Raw genomic sequence first — 16,153 nt, forward strand, 5'->3', positions numbered from 1 at the left:
CTGAGTCCACACCAGGGGGAGTTATCGGGACATCCTGCGGTCACATGCCGGACTTCAGCAGAGAATCCAGCCCGAACTGACCCCGCGCCCGTCGATCTTCCCCTTCACCCACACGCAGCGGTGGCCCGCGTGGACCGTCACCGGGCCCGCGCGGTGGGTGTAGTGGCCCTTGTCGCGCGCGGGACGGCCGCCGCGGGCCTTGACGCTGACGGACATCGTCTTGCGGGCGCCGGTGTGCTTGGCGACGGCCACGGCACAGACGTAGCCGCGGGACTTGAAGACGTCGACGCGGCCGGTACTGAAGGGGAGGGCGCGCACCTTGCGGCCCGCGCAGAGGCCGTCGACGGCCTCCGCGGATGCGGTGCCGGGGCCCGCGAGGGCGAGGAGCACGGCGGCGGCGAGCACGGCGGTGCCGAGCGTCAGCCGCCGCCGTCGTATCCGACCACTGCCGCGCCCACTGCTCACGATTGCCCCTCCCGCAACTCCTGCCCCAACGTTCTGAGGTACGGACGCAGCCCACGGCCCTTGCGGTTGCGGGATCCCGACCTCATTTTTCACCGCTCGTTCAGGCGGCTTCGACCGGCTCCCCCACGAACGTCCGCCACAGTCGCGCATACCGCCCGTCCAGCGCGAGGAGCTCCTCGTGCGTGCCGTCCTCGGCGACCCGGCCGTGGTCCATCACGACGACGCGGTCGGCGCGGGCGGCCGTGGTGAGGCGGTGGGCGACGACCAGCGTGGTGCGCTTGCCCGCGATGCGGTCGGTGGCCTGGTTGACCTGCGCCTCCGTGGCGAGGTCGAGCGCGGCGGTGGCCTCGTCGAGGAGCAGGATGTCGGGGTCGACCAGCTCGGCGCGGGCCAGCGCGATCAGCTGGCGCTGTCCCGCGGAGAGGTTGCGGCCGCGCTCGCTCACCTCGTGGAGGTAGCCGCCGTCCAGGGTGGCGATCATGTCGTGCGCGCCGACCGCGCGGGCGGCGGCCTCGACCTGGGCGTCGGTGGCGTCGGGGCGGCCGTAGGCGATGGCGTCGCGGACCGTGCCCGCGAAGAGGTACGCCTCCTGCGGCACGACACCGAGGCGGTGGCGGTACGAGGTGAGGTCGAGGGAGCGCAGGTCCGTGCCGTCGACCGTGACCCGGCCGCCCGTGGGGTCGTAGAAGCGGGCGACGAGCTTCACCAGCGTCGACTTGCCCGCGCCGGTCTCGCCGACGAAGGCGACGGTCTGTCCGGCGGGGATCCGCAGGCGTACGTCGCTGAGCGCGTCCTCGGGGGCGCCCTCGCCGGTGGCCGCGTACGCGAAGTCCACGTCCTCGAAGGCGATCTCGCCGCGCAGCGAGAGCACCTCCATGGGCTCGTCGGCGGCCTTCGTCGACGTCGGCTCCTGGAGCAGCTCCTGGATGCGGCCGAGCGAGACGGTCGCCTGCTGGTAGCCGTCGAAGACCTGGGAGAGCTGCTGCACGGGGGCGAAGAACAGGTCGATGTAGAGGAGGTACGCGACGAGCGCGCCGGTCGTCAGCGTGCCCGCCTCGACCCGGCCCGCGCCCACGATCAGCACGGCGACGACGGCGACGGAGGACAGGAGCTGCACGAACGGGAAGTACACGGAGATCAGCCACTGGCCGCGGATGCGGGCCTGGCGGTAGCTGTCGCTGTTCTCCGCGAACCGCTCGACGCCCGCGCGCTCGCGCCGGAAGGCCTGCACGATGCGGAGCCCGGCGACGGACTCCTGGAGGTCGGCGTTGACCACGGAGACGCGCTCACGGGCCAGTTCGTACGCCTTCACGCTGGACTTACGGAAGAAGTACGTGCCGACGATCAGCAGCGGCAGCGTCGCGAAGACGACGAGCGCCAGCTCCACGTCGATGACGAGCAGGGCGACCATGATGCCGAAGAAGGTGACGACGGAGACGAACGCGGTGACGAGTCCGGTCTGCAGGAACGTGGACAGCGCGTCCACGTCGGTCGTCATCCGGGTCATGATGCGCCCGGTCAGCTCCCGCTCGTAGTAGTCGAGCCCGAGCCGCTGGAGCTGCGAGAAGATCTTCAGCCGGAGCGAGTACAGGACCCGCTCCCCGGTGCGTCCTGTCATCCGCGTCTCGCCGGTCTGGGCCGCCCACTGCACGACGACGGCGACGAGCGCGATCCCGGAGGCCGCCCAGACGGCGCCGAGCGCGAGCTGGCTGACACCCTCGTCGATGCCGTGCCGGATCAGGACGGGCAGCAGCAGCCCCATGCCCGCGTCGACGGCGACGAGCAGCAGGCTGAACAGCAGCGGCACGCCGAATCCGGCGAGCAGCCTGCGCAGCCCGTACGACTCCTCGGGCGTGACGGCCCGTGCCTCGTCGATGCCGGGGGTGTCGTCGGCCGGGGGCAGCGCGTCGACCTGGGCGAGGAGCTCAGGGGTGGACGGCATCCCGGAGAGCGCCGGGTCCTTGGCGCTCTTGGCGTCCCGGTCGCCGGTCCACAGGGCGGGCGTGATGCCGCGCTCCGCGTCGAACTCGGCGTCGAGCTCCTCGCGTACGGAGGTGTCCTCGGGCAGGTCGGCGGGGAGTGCGTGGCCCGGGGAGACCCCGCCCAGCTCGTCGGGGTCGGTGAGCAGCCGCCGGTAGAGGGCGGAGCGCTCCTCCAGCTCCTCGTGCGTGCCGAGGTCGGCGAGGCGTCCTTCGTCGAGGACGGCGATGCGGTCGGCGAGGCCGAGGGTGGAGCGGCGGTGGGCGATGAGGAGGGTGGTCCGGCCCGCCATGACGCCCCGCAGCGCCTCGTGGATCTCGTGCTCCACGCGCGCGTCGACCGCGGAGGTGGCGTCGTCCAGGACGAGGAGGCGGGGGTCGGTGAGGATGGCGCGGGCGAGCGCGATGCGCTGGCGCTGGCCGCCGGAGAGGGTGAGGCCCTGCTCGCCGACCTTGGTGTCGTACCCCTCGGGCAGGTCGGATATGAATCCGTCGGCCTGGGCGGCGCGCGCGGCGGCCTCGATCTCCTCGCGGGTGGCCTCCGGGTGGCCGTAGGCGATGTTGGCGCCGACGGTGTCGGAGAAGAGGAAGGAGTCCTCGGGGACGAGCCCGACGGCGGAGCGCAGGGAGTCGAGGGTCAGCTCGCGCACGTCGTGGCCGCCGATGAGGACGGCGCCGTGCGTCACGTCGTAGAAGCGCGGCATGAGCAGGGAGACGGTCGACTTGCCGCTGCCGGAGGAGCCGACGACGGCGAGGGTCTCGCCGGGGCGGATCTCGAAGGAGAGCCCGTCGAGGACCGGGCGGTCGTCCTCGTACGCGAAGCTCACGTCGTCGAACTCGACCGTCGCCGGGGCGTCGGCGGGCAGTTCCTTGCGGCCGTCGGTCATGCTCGGCTCGGTGTCGATCAGTTCGAGGACGCGCTCCACGCCCGCGCGGGCCTGCTGGCCGACGGTGAGGACCATGGCGAGCATGCGCACGGGTCCGACGAGCTGGGCGAGGTAGGTGGAGAAGGCGACGAAGGTGCCGAGCGTGATCTCGCCCTTGACCGCGAGCCAGCCGCCGACGGCCAGCATGGCGACCTGGCCGAGCATGGGGACGGCCTGCAGGGCGGGGGTGTAGCGGGAGTTGAGGCGGACGGTCCGCAGCCGCCCGGCGAAGAGCTTGCGCCCGACCTCCCGGAGCTTCCCGGTCTCCTGCTCCTCCTGCCCGAAGCCCTTGACCACGCGTACGCCGCTGACGGCGCCGTCGACCACTCCGGCGACGGCGGCGGCCTGGGCCTGCGCGTACCAGGTGGCGGGGTGCAGACGGGAGCGGGAGCGGCGGGCGATGACCCAGAGGGCGGGGGCGACGGCGAGGGCGACGAGGGTGAGCGGCAGCGAGAGCCACGCCATGATCACGAGCGAGATCACGAAGAGCAGGATGTTGCCGATGGTCATCGGCAACATGAAGAGCAGGCCCTGGATGAGCTGCAGGTCGCTGGTGGCGCGCCCGACGACCTGTCCGGTGGACAGCTCGTCCTGGCGCCGCCCGTCGAGCTTCGTGATCGTGCCGTACATCTCGGTCCGCAGGTCGTGCTGGACGTCGAGGGCGAGGCGGCCGCCGTAGTAGCGGCGGATGTAGGTGAGGACGTAGACGACGAGGGCGGCGCCGATCAGGGCGCCCGCCCAGGGGCCCATGGACCGGCCGCCGCCCTCCCCGTCCTGTCCGATGACGTCATCGATGATCACCTTGGTGATCAGCGGCACGAGGGCCATGACGGCCATGCCCCCGAGCGAGGAGCCGAGCGCGAGCACGACGTCCTTCGGATACCGCCATGCGTACCCGGTGAGTCGTCGTGCCCATCCCCGTTGCTCTGCCACTCGATGCCTCCCGGTCGTCTGTCCTGCCGGAAGGCACCAACACCGTGACGAGCGCTTTTCATCCCGTCGCAACAAATGCTTCCCGCGGCGCATCGGTCGGGGCGTACCTGCTCTGTGCCGCGGCGCGGGGCGTCAGGTCCTTGTGGATGGCCTTGGCGACGCCCTGGATCGTGGCGACGCCATAGTTCATCGTGCCGTTACCGTGCGTGAGCACGGAGATCGTGTAGTCGTGGCCGCCGCCCTTGAACGCGCCGATGCTGTGCACGCGCCAGCCGTGGGTCGCGCGCTGCAGCCAGCCGTTCTTGACGTGGATGGAGACGCCGGACGGCGTGCCCGCGGGGGTGCCCCAGCGCTGCGAGGGGGTGACCTTGCCCATCAGCTTGAGGACGTAGGTGCGGGAGGCGTCGGTCAGGACCGTGTTCTTGCCCGTGACCAGGGCGAGGAGCTTCTGCTCGTCGGTGACGTTGATCCGGGTGAGGCCCCAGTAGCCGCCGGATCCCGGCACGGTCTTGGTCATCTTGGCGGCCCGGAGGAAGCCCTTGACCTTGGTGACGCCGAGCTGGCGCCACAGCGTGCTGGTGGCCGCGTTGTCGGACTTGGTGATCATGTCGGTGGCGAGGCTCTTCTCGCGGGACGTCAGCGACCGGCCGGTCTTCTGGGCGTCCCACAGGAGCGTGGCGAGGACGGTCGCCTTGACGACGCTCGCCGAGTCGAACGCGGTGCTTCCGCGCAGGGTGCACGTGGTGCCGGTGGTGCGGTCGTGGAGGCCGACCGCGACGGTGCCCTTGCGGTTCTTCAGCGCCGCCGTGATGTCCTTCGTGAGCTTGGCGGCGAGACCGGCCTGCGCGGAGGTGCAGGTGACCTGCGGTGCCGTCGCGGCGACGGCGGGCGTGGCGGCCGCGGCCGCGCCGAGCGGCAGCAGCACCCCGGCGGCGAGGCCCGCCGAGAGCACGCGGGCACGCCTGGATATACCCGATACCGGGTGAGTCATGGTGTTCTTCCCGTCCCCTTGGGTCCGTACAAGACCCTCGGGGCCCGTACAAGCGCGCCCCCCGGCGCACTCGCCACACATGACTCACCGGTACCGGTGAATGGTTGCATGAACTTGTACGACAATCTTTGCCGATCGCCCGAGAAGGACGGTCAGCCCAGATGCGTCGGCGCGAACATCCGCAGCAGCGCCGGGAGCACCACGACCGACGGACCCGGCTCGGCCAGCGCCTTCGCGAGGTCGTCCCTGAGCGTCTCCGGGGTCGTACGGACCCCCGGCACCCCGAAGGACTCCGCGAGCTTCACGAAGTCCGGCCGCGTGAGCTCCGTGGCCGTCGCCTCGCCGAAGGCGTCGGACATGTACTCGCGCAGGATGCCGTAACCCCCGTCGTCGACGATCAGCCAGGTCACGTTCAACCCGTACTGCCGCGCCGTCGCCAGCTCCGCGATCGAGTACATCGCGCCGCCGTCGCCCGAGACGGCGAGGACCGGATGGGAGGGGTCCGCGACCGCCGCGCCGAGCGCCGCGGGGAAGCCGTAGCCGAGGCCGCCCGCGCCCTGCGCCGAGTGCATGGTGTTGGGGCGCCGCGCGTCGAAGGCGGACCAGGCCCAGTACGCGAGGATCGTCATGTCCCAGAAGGACGGTGCCGCGTCCGGCAGGGCCTCGCGGACGGCGGCGAGGATCTGCTGCTCCAGGGTGAGGTCCTGGGCGGCGATGCGTTCGCGGACCTTCGTGAGGACAGCAGCGACCCGTGCCGGGGCCCCGGCGTCCTCGCGGGGCTCCTCGATGGTCTCCAGGAGCGCGGACAGGGCGGTCCGGGCGTCCGCATGGATGCCGAGTCCGGGGTGGTTGGACTCCAGCTTCCCGGCGTCCGCCTCGATCTGGATCACCCGGCCGCGGGGCGCGAACGTGTGGTAGTTCGAGGAGAGCTCACCGAGGCCGGAGCCGACCACCAGCAGGACGTCCGCGTCCTCCAGGAAGTCCGTGGTGTGGCGGTCCTCCAGCCAGGACTGGAGCGAGAGCGGGTGCTCCCAGGGAAAGGCGCCCTTGCCGCCGAAGGTCGTGACGACCGGGGCGTTCACGAGCTCGGCGAGCGCGCGCAGCTTGCCGCTCGCGTCGGAGCGCACGACGCCGCCGCCCGCGATGATCGCGGGACGCTCGGCGCGGGACAGCAGGTCGGCGGCGACCGCGGTCAGCTCGGGGCGCGGCACGACGTCCTCGGGCGTCGCGTCCATCGCGGTGACGACCGGCAGCGTCGTCTCGGCGAGCAGCACGTCCTGCGGGATCTCCACCCACACCGGGCCGTGTGGCGCGGTGAGCGCCGACTCCCAGGCCGCGGCGACGGCGGACGGGATCTGCGAGGCCGTACGGACCGTGTGGACGGACTTCACGACGTCCCTGAACGAGGCCTGCTGGTCGCGGAGTTCGTGCAGATAGCCGTGGCGGCCGCCGCCGAGCCCGGCCACCGGGACCTGGCTGCCGATCGCGAGGACCGGGGAGGAGCCCGCGGCCGCCTCCTGGAGCGCGGCGAGCGAGGTGAGCGCGCCGGGCCCGGTGGAGAGGAGCAGCGGGGCGACCTCGCCGGTGACGCGGCCGTACGCGTCCGCGGCGAACCCCGTGTTGTTCTCGACGCGGAACCCGACGTACGAGAGCGAGGAGCGCCGCAGCGCGTCGAACATGCCGAGCGCGTGCTGGCCGGGCAGACCGAAGACGGTGGTCGCGCCGAGGCCCGCGAGGGTCTCCATGACGAGGTCGCCGCCGTTGCGCCCGGGGGGCGGGTTCAGGGCGGCCTCGGTCTGGGCTGCGGTGGGCCGCAGGACTACGTCGTGGTCGTGGCTCACCGCTCGCTCACCGTCCCGCGGGCCGCCGCGATCTGGCGGGACATGATCGTGGTCAGTTCGTACGCCGTGTGGGAGGCCGCCACCGCGGTGATCTCCGCGTGGTCGTAGGCCGGGGCGACCTCGACGACGTCGGCCGAGACGAGGTTGCAGGAGGCCAGGCCCCGCAGGATCTCCAGGAGCTCGCGGGAGGTCATGCCACCGGCCTCGGGGGTGCCGGTGCCGGGCGCGTGGGCCGGGTCGAGGCAGTCGATGTCGATGGAGATGTAGAGCGGGCGGTCGCCGATGCGCTGGCGCAGCTGGTCGGCGACCTCGTCGGCGCCGCGGCGGTAGACGTCCGCGGAGGTGACGATGCCGAAGCCCATCTTCTCGTCGTCGGTGAGGTCCTTCTTGCCGTACAGCGGGCCGCGCGTGCCGACGTGCGAGAGCGCCTCGGTGTCGAGGATGCCCTCCTCCACGGCCCGGCGGAACGGCGTGCCGTGGGTGTACTCGGCGCCGAAGTAGGTGTCCCAGGTGTCCAGGTGCGCGTCGAAGTGGAGCAGCGCGACCGGGCCGTGCTTCTTGGCGACCGAGCGGAGCAGCGGCAGCGCGATGGTGTGGTCGCCGCCGAGGGTCATCATGCGGGCGCCCGAGCCGAGGAGGTCGTCGGCGGCGGCCTCGATGGTCTCCACGGCCTCGTTGATGTTGAACGGGTTGGCCGCTATGTCACCGGCGTCCGCGACCTGCGCGAGCGCGAAGGGCGAGGCGTCCTGCGCCGGGTTGTAGGGGCGCAGGAGGCGGGAGGCCTCACGGATCGCGTTGCCGCCGAAGCGGGCGCCGGGACGGTACGAGACGCCGGAGTCGAAGGGCACGCCGACCACCGCGACATCCGTCCTGCCGCCGACCTCGTCGAGGCGGGGCAGCCGGGCGTACGTCGCCGGGCCCGCGTACCGCGGGATGCGGGAGGAGTCGACGGGGCCACGGGGCGTCTCGTTGCTGCTCATGGATTGCCTTCCTATTTACGCTTCGATGCGCTTTGTGGGCGCTTTCTGACTTTACTGAGGTGCGGGGGCCGGTTCCGCCACGGGCTCGGCCTCGGCGCCGCGTCCCGCGAGCCGCTCGCGCCAGGCCGCGAGGACCTGCGCGTCGGTCGGCTTCGTGGCGAGGGAGACGACGACGTACACGGCGAGGGAGGTCAACAGGCCGTAGTAGATGGGCTCGTTCGCGAGGATTCCGTACCCCCACATGAGCCCGACGACGGAGAGTCCACCGGCGGCGATGGCCGCGAGCGCGCCCTCGGCGGTGCCGCGCTTCCACAGCAGCCCGCCGAGGATCGGCACGAGCAGACCGGCGACGAGCAGGTTGTAGGCGACGGTCAGCGCCTGGACCACGTCGTTGAGGGCGATGGCGATGCAGACGACGCCGATGCCCATGATCAGGATGAAGAGGCGGTTGCCCTTCACCTCGTCGTGCGCCTCGCCCTCTTCCTGCGGGGCCACGACGCCCCGCAGCCGCGACCAGATGTCGTTGTTGGCGACGGTCGCGCAGGCGATGAGCGCACCGGAGGACGTCGACATCACGGCGGCGAGCGCCGCGGCGAGGACCAGGCCGCGCACGCCCATGGGCAGTTCGTCCTTGACCATGGTCGCGAAGGCCGCGTCGGCGCTCGGCAGCTTCGGGTACATGACCTTGGCCGCGGTGCCGATGACGGCGCCCGCGATCGCGTAGACGAGGCAGTAGGTGCCCGCGACGGTGCCGCCGTAGCGGGCGACCTTGTCGCTGCGGGCGGTGAACACGCGCTGCCAGATGTCCTGGCCGATGAGCATGCCGAACGTATAGATCAGCACGTAGGTGAAGATCGTCTCGCCGCCGATGCCCAGCGGGTCGAAGTACTCGGTGGGCAGCTTGGCCTTCATCTCGCCGAAGCCACCGGCCTTGACGACGGCGATGGGCAGCAGGAGCAGCAGCACGCCGACCGTCTTCACCACGAACTGCACCATGTCGGTGAGCGTGATGGACCACATGCCGCCGAGCGTCGAGTACGCGACGACGATCGAGCCGCCGAGGACGATCGCGAGCGTGCGGTTCATGTCGAAGATGACGTCGAAGATCGTGGCGTACGCGATCGTCGAGGTGACCGCGAGCATCAGCGTGTACGCCCACATGACCACTCCGGAGATGACGCCCGCGCGCCCTCCGTAGCGCAGGTCGAGCATCTCGGAGACGGTGTAGACCTTCAGGCGCGCGATGCGGGCGGAGAAGAACACGCTCAGCGCGAGCAGGCCGAGGCCGATGGTGAAGACCATCCAGGCGCCGGAGAGCCCGTACTGGTAGCCGAGGCCGACGCCGCCGATGGTGGAGGCGCCGCCGAGGACGATCGCCGCCATGGTCCCGGAGTACATCCACGGCCCGAGGCGGCGCCCGGCGACCAGGAACTCACTCTTGGACTTGGCGCGGCGCATGCCCCACCAGCCCATGGCCAGCATCCCTGCGAGATAGACGACGATCACTGTGTAGTCGACGGCCATGGGGGGGGCCTCCTTCGCGCACCTCGGTGGCGTGTCGTGCAGATGGGGGTGAGGACCGGCCGCGGGGACATCCGCCCGTACCCGCGGCCTGCGGTCGGCACGACCTTAGGTGGCCGGAAAGCAACGCTGAAGTGTACGTTTCCTCCACTCTGCGCGCTCTAGACGGATGGAACGTCCATATGGCCGACCCCACGGCTCCGCCCGCCCCTCCCACCCCGCCTGTCCCGCTCGCCGCGCTACTCGCCCGCGAGGACCTGGGCCTGCGGCAGATCGCCGGGCCGGACGCGCGGGCCGCGGACACGGCCGTGCAGTGGGTGCACACGTCGGAGATGGCGGACCCGTACCCGTATCTGCTCGGCGGCGAGCTGCTGCTCACCGCGGGCGTGCACATCACCGACCCGACGGGCGCGGGCGGCGGCCTCGACGCCTACGTGGCCCGCATCGTCGCGGCGGGCGGCGCGGCCCTCGGCTTCGGTGTCGCCCCCGTGCACGACACGGTGCCGGACGCCCTGGCGGCGGCCTGCGACCACTACGGCCTGCCGCTCGTCGAAGTCCCGCCCCGCACCACGTTCAGCGGGGTCGCCCGCGCGGTGTGGCGGCTGATGGCCGAGGCCAGGCACACCGAGCTGCGCCGGGTGACGGAGGCGCAGCAGGGCCTCGCCACGGCGGCGGCACGGCCCGACCCGATCCCCGCCGTCCTGCGCCAGCTCGCGGCGCGGCTCGGCGGCCTCGCCGTCCTGTACGGGCCCGACGGCACGGAGCTCCAGGCGGCGGGCCAGGCGCCGCACGCGGCCCGGGACGCCCTGCGGGAGCTGACCGGCGTCGTACGACGCCCCGCGCCCGCCGCCCCGGCGTCCGCGGCCGACACGGCGGGCGCCATCCATCTGGCCGCCTATGCGCTGGGCGGCGGCCGCGGTTTCGCGCTAGGGGTCGCGACGGACCGCCGCGAGCCGGGCGACCACACGATTGCGGGGGCCGCCGTCGTGCTGCTCTCACTGCTCACCGGCGAACACCAGGGGGCCTCCGAGGCGGCGCGCTCGGCGGCTCTCGTGCGGCTGCTGGTCGGCGCCCCCGCGGAGGAGATCGGCCCCCTCCTGGGGAGCGATCTCTGGACCGTCGTGCACGCGCGCGGGGAGCACACTCCGCTGGCCGCGTCGGCGCTCGGCGCGGCGCTCGGCAGCGGCCTGGTCGACCCGGGCGACGGCGACGACGTGGTGCGTCTCCTCGTCCCCGCCGACCGCGAGATCGCCCCCGCCGACGGCTGGACCCTGGGCGTCGCGGCCCCCGCGGCCCCCGGCGACCTGACGGCGGCCGACACGCAGGCGGCCCGCGCCCTGCGCCGCGCGGAGGCCACCCGGCGACCTCTCGTACGCCATCGCACGAACGGCCTCGCCGCCCTGGTGTCCCCCGAGGAAGCCGCCGCCCACGCGCGCGTGCTCCTGGCCCCCCTGGCCGACAACGAGCCCCTGACGGACACCCTCCGCACCTGGCTCTCCCTGCACGGCAGTTGGGACCGCACGGCGGTGGCCCTGGGAGTCCACCGCAACACGGTCCGCCAACGCATCACGCGCTGCGAGTCCCTCCTGGGCACAGACCTGAACGACCCGGACATCCGCATGGAACTCTGGTTCGCACTGAGCAGAGACCACTGAGGACGCCCCTTCAGGGGCGCAGGTGAAGGGGCGGGGTGATCAGGCGCCGGTTAAGGAGCGGGGTGACCGGGCGCAGGTTAAGGAGCGGGGCGATCGGGCGCAGGTTAAGGGGCGCGGGGAACTGCGCGACAAGCCACAACAGACCCGCACCCGAAAGCCGAGGAGCACCCCCCAAGGGGCGCGAGGAACGGCGCGACAAGCCACAACAAGCCCGCACCCGAAGACCGACGGCAGCACCCCCAAGGGGCGCGAGGAACGGCGCGACAAGCCCCCACAAACCCGCGCCGCAGCCGCAGGCTGACCCACTCCGCCCCTGCGCAGAGCACTCGTCCCGCACAATGGGTCACATGCCCATACCCACCCGTGCCGCGCTAGTCGACCACCTCGTCCGCACCCGCATCGCGGGCGACGTCGCCACGCCCCGCGACAACAACCTCAGCCACTACAGGAAGCTCGCGAACGGCGACCGCCACTACTGGCTCGGCCTGGAGCTCGGCGACCGCTGGACCGACGAGCAGGACGTCCTCGCGGTGATGGCCGAGCGCTGCGGCGTGGTCGACGACCCGCAGCACCGGCACGGTCAGGACACGATCGACCCGGAGCTGACGGTCGACGCCCTGGAGCGGATGGCGGCCAGGCTGCGCAAGGCGGCCGCGGGCAAGGAGCGGGTCCTCTTCGCCACCGGCCACCCCGGCGGGCTGCTCGACGTGCACCGCGCGACGGCCGCCGCCCTGCGCGCGGCGGGCTGCGAGATCGTCGTGATCCCCGAGGGCCTGATGGCCGACGAGGGCATGGTCTTCCAGTTCGCGGACGTGGCGATGCTGGAGCGCGGCGCCACGCTGTGGCACACGCACTCCCCCGAGCCGATGAACGCGATCCTGGACGGCCTGGAGCGCGAGGGCCGCCCGCTGCCCGACCTCGTGATCGCCGACCACGGCTGGGCGGGGCGCGCGGGCCAGCGCGGCCTGGACTCCATCGGGTACGCGGACTGCAACGACCCGGCGCTGTTCATCGGCGAGGCCGAGGGCACCGTGCAGGTGACCGTGCCGCTCGACGACCACGTCACGAGCCCGCGGCACTACGACCCGATGACGGCCTACCTGCTGGACGCGGCGGGGCTGACGCCCTCCTCCTGAGCCGGGCCGGGCGTCGGGTCCAGATAGACCCGCCGGACCGCGGGGAAGCGCTCCTGGATGCGGTGCGCCATGCGGTCGCAGGCCCGCTCGATGTCCCCGGCGCTCGACACGTCCCGGAAGTCGACCTTCGCGGCGACGAGGGCCTCCTTGGGGCCCTGGAGGAGCGTGGTCAGCTCCAGGACGTCCACGACGTGCGGGTCGGCGAGCAGTTCGGCCCGCACCGCCGCCCGCATCTCCGGCGGCAGCGGACGCCCGATGAGCAGCTCGGAGTTGGCGTGCCCGAGGACCCAGGCGACGTACACGAGCAGCACGCCGATGCAGAGCGAGGCGATGCCGTCCCACACGCCGGACCCGGTGAGCTGGCCGCCGAGGAGTCCGGCCGCGGCGAGCAGGAGGCCCACCAGTGCCGCGGAGTCCTCCATCACGACGGCCTTGACCGCGGTGTCGGGGGTGTGGCGCAGATAGCGCTTGATGTGCACCCCGAAGCGGTCGGCCTCGCCGCGTGCCTGCTTGAGGCCGGTGCGCAGCGAGTAGCCCTCCAGGAGGAAGGCGATGCCGAGCACGACGTACGAGATGAGCGGGTCGCCGGGGTCCTCGCCATGGGTGAGCGTGTGGATGCCGTCGTAGACGGCGAAGACGCCACCTCCTACGAAGGTGGCGACGGAGGCGAGCAGCGCCCAGATGTAGCGGGCGCCTCCGTAGCCGAGCGGGTGCTCCTCGTCGGCGGGCTTGTCGCTGGCCTTCAGGGAGACGAGCAGCATCAGCTCGGTGACGGTGTCGGCCACGGAGTGCGCCGCTTCGGAGAGCATGGCGCTGGAGCCGCTGATGACGCCCGCGACGGCCTTAGCCAGCGCGATCCCGAGGTTGGCGACGGCGGCGACGATGACGGTGGACGTGCTCTCGCCGCCCGCCTCTGACGGTTGGTCGCTCATGTATCGGACGGTATGTCCGATCAGCGGGGGACGCGAACGACACCCTCCTGGATGACGGTGACCGCGAGCCGCCCGTCCTGCGTCCAGATCCGCGCCTGGCCGAGGCCGCGGCCGCCGGAGGACGAGGGCGACTCCTGGTCGTAGAGCAGCCATTCGTCGGCGCGGAAGGGCCGGTGGAACCACATCGCGTGGTCGAGCGAGGCGCCGACCACGTCGCCGACCGCCCAGCCGCCCCTGCCGTGTGCGAGCAGCACCGAGTCGAGGAGCGTCATGTCGGAGACGTACGTGGCCAGGCAGACGTGCAGCAAGGAGTCGTCGGCGAGCTTGCCGTTGGCGCGGAACCACACCTGGGAGCGCGGCTCGCGCGGCTGTCCGACGGAGCCCCAGGGCGGCATGTCCACGTAGCGCAGGTCGACGGCGGCGCGGGCCTCCACGAGCCGCTCGGCGACGTGCGCGGGCAGATGGCGCGGCAGCATCTCGGCGGCGGTGGGCAGCGTCTCCGGGTCGGGTGCGTCCGGCATGGCGGCCTGGTGCTCCAGGCCCTCCTCGTACGTCTGGAAGGACGCGGAGAGGTGGAAGATCGGCTGCCCGTGCTGGACGGCGACGACGCGGCGCGTGGTGAAGGAGCGGCCGTCGCGGATCCGGTCGACCGTATACACGATGGGGGCTCCGGGGTCCCCGGCGCGCAGGAAGTACGCGTGCAGGGAGTGGGCGGGCCGGTCGCCGGGAACGGTGCGGCCCGCGGCGACGAGTGCCTGCGCGGCGACCTGCCCGCCGAAGACGCGGGGCACGATGGACGGGCGGCTCACGCCCCGGAAGATGTCCTCCTCGATCTGCTCCAGGTCGAGCAGGTCGAGGAGGACTTCAAGTGCCTGGTTCATGGGAGGAGTTCTACAGGGCGTCTCGTCCGAGAAGCCCTACAGGCCCATGTTCTTCGCGATGATCATCTTCATGACCTCGCTGGTGCCGCCGTAGATGCGGTTGACGCGGTTGTCCGCGTACAGGCGGGCGATCGGGTACTCGTTCATGAAGCCGTAGCCGCCGTGCAGCTGCAGGCACTTGTCGATGACGCGGTGCGCGACCTCGGTGTTGAACAGCTTCGCGGACGCGGCCTCGGCGGCGGTCAGCTCGCCCGCGTCCAGGGCCTCCAGGGCGCGGTCGGCGACGGCCTCCGCGGCGTCCACCTCGGCCTGGCAGGCGGCCAGCTCGAACTTGGTGTTCTGGAAGGAGGCGACCGTCTTGCCGAAGACCGTGCGGTCCTGGACGTACTCCTTGGCGAACCGGACGGCGGCCTTGGCCTGCGCGTACGCCCCGTAGGCAATGCCCCAGCGCTCGGAGGGCAGGTTGCTGCCGAGGTAGTAGAAGCCCTTGTTCTCCTCGCCGAGGAGGTCCTCGACGGGGACCTTGACGTCGACGAACGCGAGCTCGGCGGTGTCGGAGGTCCGCAGGCCCAGCTTGTCGAGCTTGCGGCCGATGGAGTAGCCCTCGGACTTGGTGTCGACGGCGAAGAGCGAGATGCCGTACCTGCGGTCCTCGGCGGTGGGCGCGGAGGTCCGGGCGCAGACGATCACGCGGTCGGCGTGGACGCCGCCGGTGATGAAGGTCTTGGAGCCGTTGAGGACGTAGTGCGTGCCGTCCTCGGAGAGCTTGGCCGTGCTCTTCATGCCCGCGAGGTCGGAGCCGGTGCCCGGCTCGGTCATCGCGAGGGCCCACATCTCCTCGGCGGAGACGAACTTCTCCAGGTAGCGCTTCTTCTGCTCGTCGGTGGCGAGCGCCTTGATGTAGGGCAGGGCGAGCAGCACGTGCACGCCGGAGCCGCCGAAGGTGACGCCCGCGCGGGCGGTCTCCTCGTACTGGATGGCCTCGAACTTGTGCGTGTCCAGGCCCGCGCCGCCGAACTCCTCGGGGACGTTGATCCCGAAGAGGCCCAGCTCGGCGAGCTTGTAGTAGAACTCGCGCGGCACCTGGCCCGCGGCGAACCACTCGTCGTGGACGGGGACGACCTCGGCCTCGATGAAGGCGCGCAGGGTCTCCCGGAACGCCTCGTGGTCCTCATCGAAAACGGTACGGCGCACGGAGAACTCCCTCTGCCTTCAGCTGTCTGCATCTGTCTGCATCGACTAAGCGCTTGCTCAGAGGAAGGTTACCCGGCAGTCACCAGAGCGTCCAGAGATGCGTGTCACTCGGCGGCGGCCTCGAAGGCGCCCCGGGCCAGGCGGTGCAGGAGTTCCGCCATGGCCGCCCGGCTGGGCAGCGCGTCGCGGCGGCTCAGGTGCGGCGTGGAGTTCAGCAGGCCGAAGACCGCGTGCACGGCCACGCGCGCCGCGTTCTCGGCGAGGTCCGGGTAGACCTTGCGGACGATGTCCACCCAGATCTCCACGTACTGCCGCTGGAGCTGGCGGACCAGCTTGCGGTCGCTGTCCCGCAGGCGGTCGAGCTCGCGGTCGTGCAGGGTGATCAGGGAGCGGTCGTCGAGCGCGAAGTCGATGTGCCCCTGGATGAGGGCGTCGAGAACCCGTTCGGGTGATCCGCCCACATCGGCCACACAGTGCTTGCCGCCCGTCAGGAGCTGCCCGCTGATGCCGACGAGCAGCTCGGCGAGCATCGCGTCCTTGCCCGCGAAGTGCCGGTAGAGACCGGGCCCGCTGATGCCGACGGCGGCTCCTATCTCGTCGACTCCGACTCCGTGGAAGCCTCGCTCGGCGAAGAGCCGGGCGGCCTCCTTGAGGATCTGCTCGCGCCGGGTGGGGGCGTCGGTTCTCGTGGCCATGGAATTGATTCTAGACAGGCCGGT

The 16,153-nt window shown here is 71.8% G+C and carries 12 protein-coding genes; 2 read left to right on the top strand and 10 right to left on the bottom strand.

The features are described 5' to 3' along the window. Window positions 1–54 precede the first annotated feature (54 nt). From AC068B_RS04375 to AC068B_RS04400, 6 genes are all read right to left on the bottom strand, one after another. On the bottom strand, window positions 55–465 hold the full coding sequence (locus AC068B_RS04375; protein ID WP_478668899.1) for a hypothetical protein: 411 nt from the start codon (window positions 463–465) through the stop codon (window positions 55–57). A 100-nt stretch (window positions 466–565) separates the two neighbouring features. After that, entirely contained in the window at window positions 566–4,303 is a 3,738-nt protein-coding gene (locus AC068B_RS04380; RefSeq protein ID WP_478668900.1) for an ABC transporter ATP-binding protein, read from the bottom strand. Window positions 4,304–4,361: 58 nt separating this feature from the next. Further along, entirely contained in the window at window positions 4,362–5,294 is a 933-nt protein-coding gene (locus AC068B_RS04385) for a serine hydrolase (protein WP_478668901.1), read from the bottom strand. A 152-nt stretch (window positions 5,295–5,446) separates the two neighbouring features. Continuing rightward, window positions 5,447–7,135, bottom strand: a complete 1,689-nt coding sequence (locus AC068B_RS04390) for a thiamine pyrophosphate-binding protein (protein WP_478668903.1) — start codon at window positions 7,133–7,135, stop codon at window positions 5,447–5,449. Then, window positions 7,132–8,115 carry an agmatinase gene (speB, locus tag AC068B_RS04395; protein ID WP_356264722.1) on the bottom strand — a complete coding sequence of 328 codons (984 nt, stop codon included), beginning with the start codon at window positions 8,113–8,115 and terminating at the stop codon, window positions 7,132–7,134. The genes AC068B_RS04390 and speB overlap by 4 nt, the downstream gene beginning before the upstream one ends. Window positions 8,116–8,166: 51 nt before the next feature. Then, window positions 8,167–9,639 (bottom strand): sodium:solute symporter family protein, encoded by a 1,473-nt coding sequence (locus tag AC068B_RS04400; RefSeq protein ID WP_478668904.1) that lies wholly within the window; start codon window positions 9,637–9,639, stop codon window positions 8,167–8,169. A 179-nt stretch (window positions 9,640–9,818) separates the two neighbouring features. Here AC068B_RS04400 and AC068B_RS04405 point away from each other — a divergent pair, with 179 nt between their 5' ends. Further along, window positions 9,819–11,291 (top strand): PucR family transcriptional regulator, encoded by a 1,473-nt coding sequence (locus AC068B_RS04405; RefSeq protein WP_478668905.1) that lies wholly within the window; start codon window positions 9,819–9,821, stop codon window positions 11,289–11,291. Window positions 11,292–11,629: 338 nt separating this feature from the next. Next, window positions 11,630–12,427 carry a phosphatase gene (locus tag AC068B_RS04410; protein WP_478668907.1) on the top strand — a complete coding sequence of 266 codons (798 nt, stop codon included), beginning with the start codon at window positions 11,630–11,632 and terminating at the stop codon, window positions 12,425–12,427. On the opposite strand, the gene AC068B_RS04415 is transcribed toward AC068B_RS04410, so the two are convergent. The 4 genes from AC068B_RS04415 to AC068B_RS04430 all read right to left on the bottom strand — a co-directional run bounded on the left by AC068B_RS04415 (window position 12,388) and on the right by AC068B_RS04430 (window position 16,129). After that, complete coding sequence (locus AC068B_RS04415) at window positions 12,388–13,359, bottom strand: cation diffusion facilitator family transporter (protein ID WP_356264734.1); 972 nt, start codon at window positions 13,357–13,359, stop codon at window positions 12,388–12,390. The genes AC068B_RS04410 and AC068B_RS04415 overlap by 40 nt on opposite strands. A 20-nt stretch (window positions 13,360–13,379) precedes the next feature. Beyond that, on the bottom strand, window positions 13,380–14,240 hold the full coding sequence (locus AC068B_RS04420; RefSeq protein WP_478668908.1) for an acyl-CoA thioesterase: 861 nt from the start codon (window positions 14,238–14,240) through the stop codon (window positions 13,380–13,382). A gap of 36 nt (window positions 14,241–14,276) precedes the next feature. Continuing rightward, on the bottom strand, window positions 14,277–15,434 hold the full coding sequence (locus tag AC068B_RS04425) for an acyl-CoA dehydrogenase family protein (protein WP_356264740.1): 1,158 nt from the start codon (window positions 15,432–15,434) through the stop codon (window positions 14,277–14,279). A gap of 104 nt (window positions 15,435–15,538) precedes the next feature. Then, entirely contained in the window at window positions 15,539–16,129 is a 591-nt protein-coding gene (locus AC068B_RS04430; RefSeq protein ID WP_150218537.1) for an SACE_7040 family transcriptional regulator, read from the bottom strand. Window positions 16,130–16,153 lie beyond the last annotated feature (24 nt).

Source organism: Streptomyces sp. NPDC042371 (assembly GCF_056437465.1).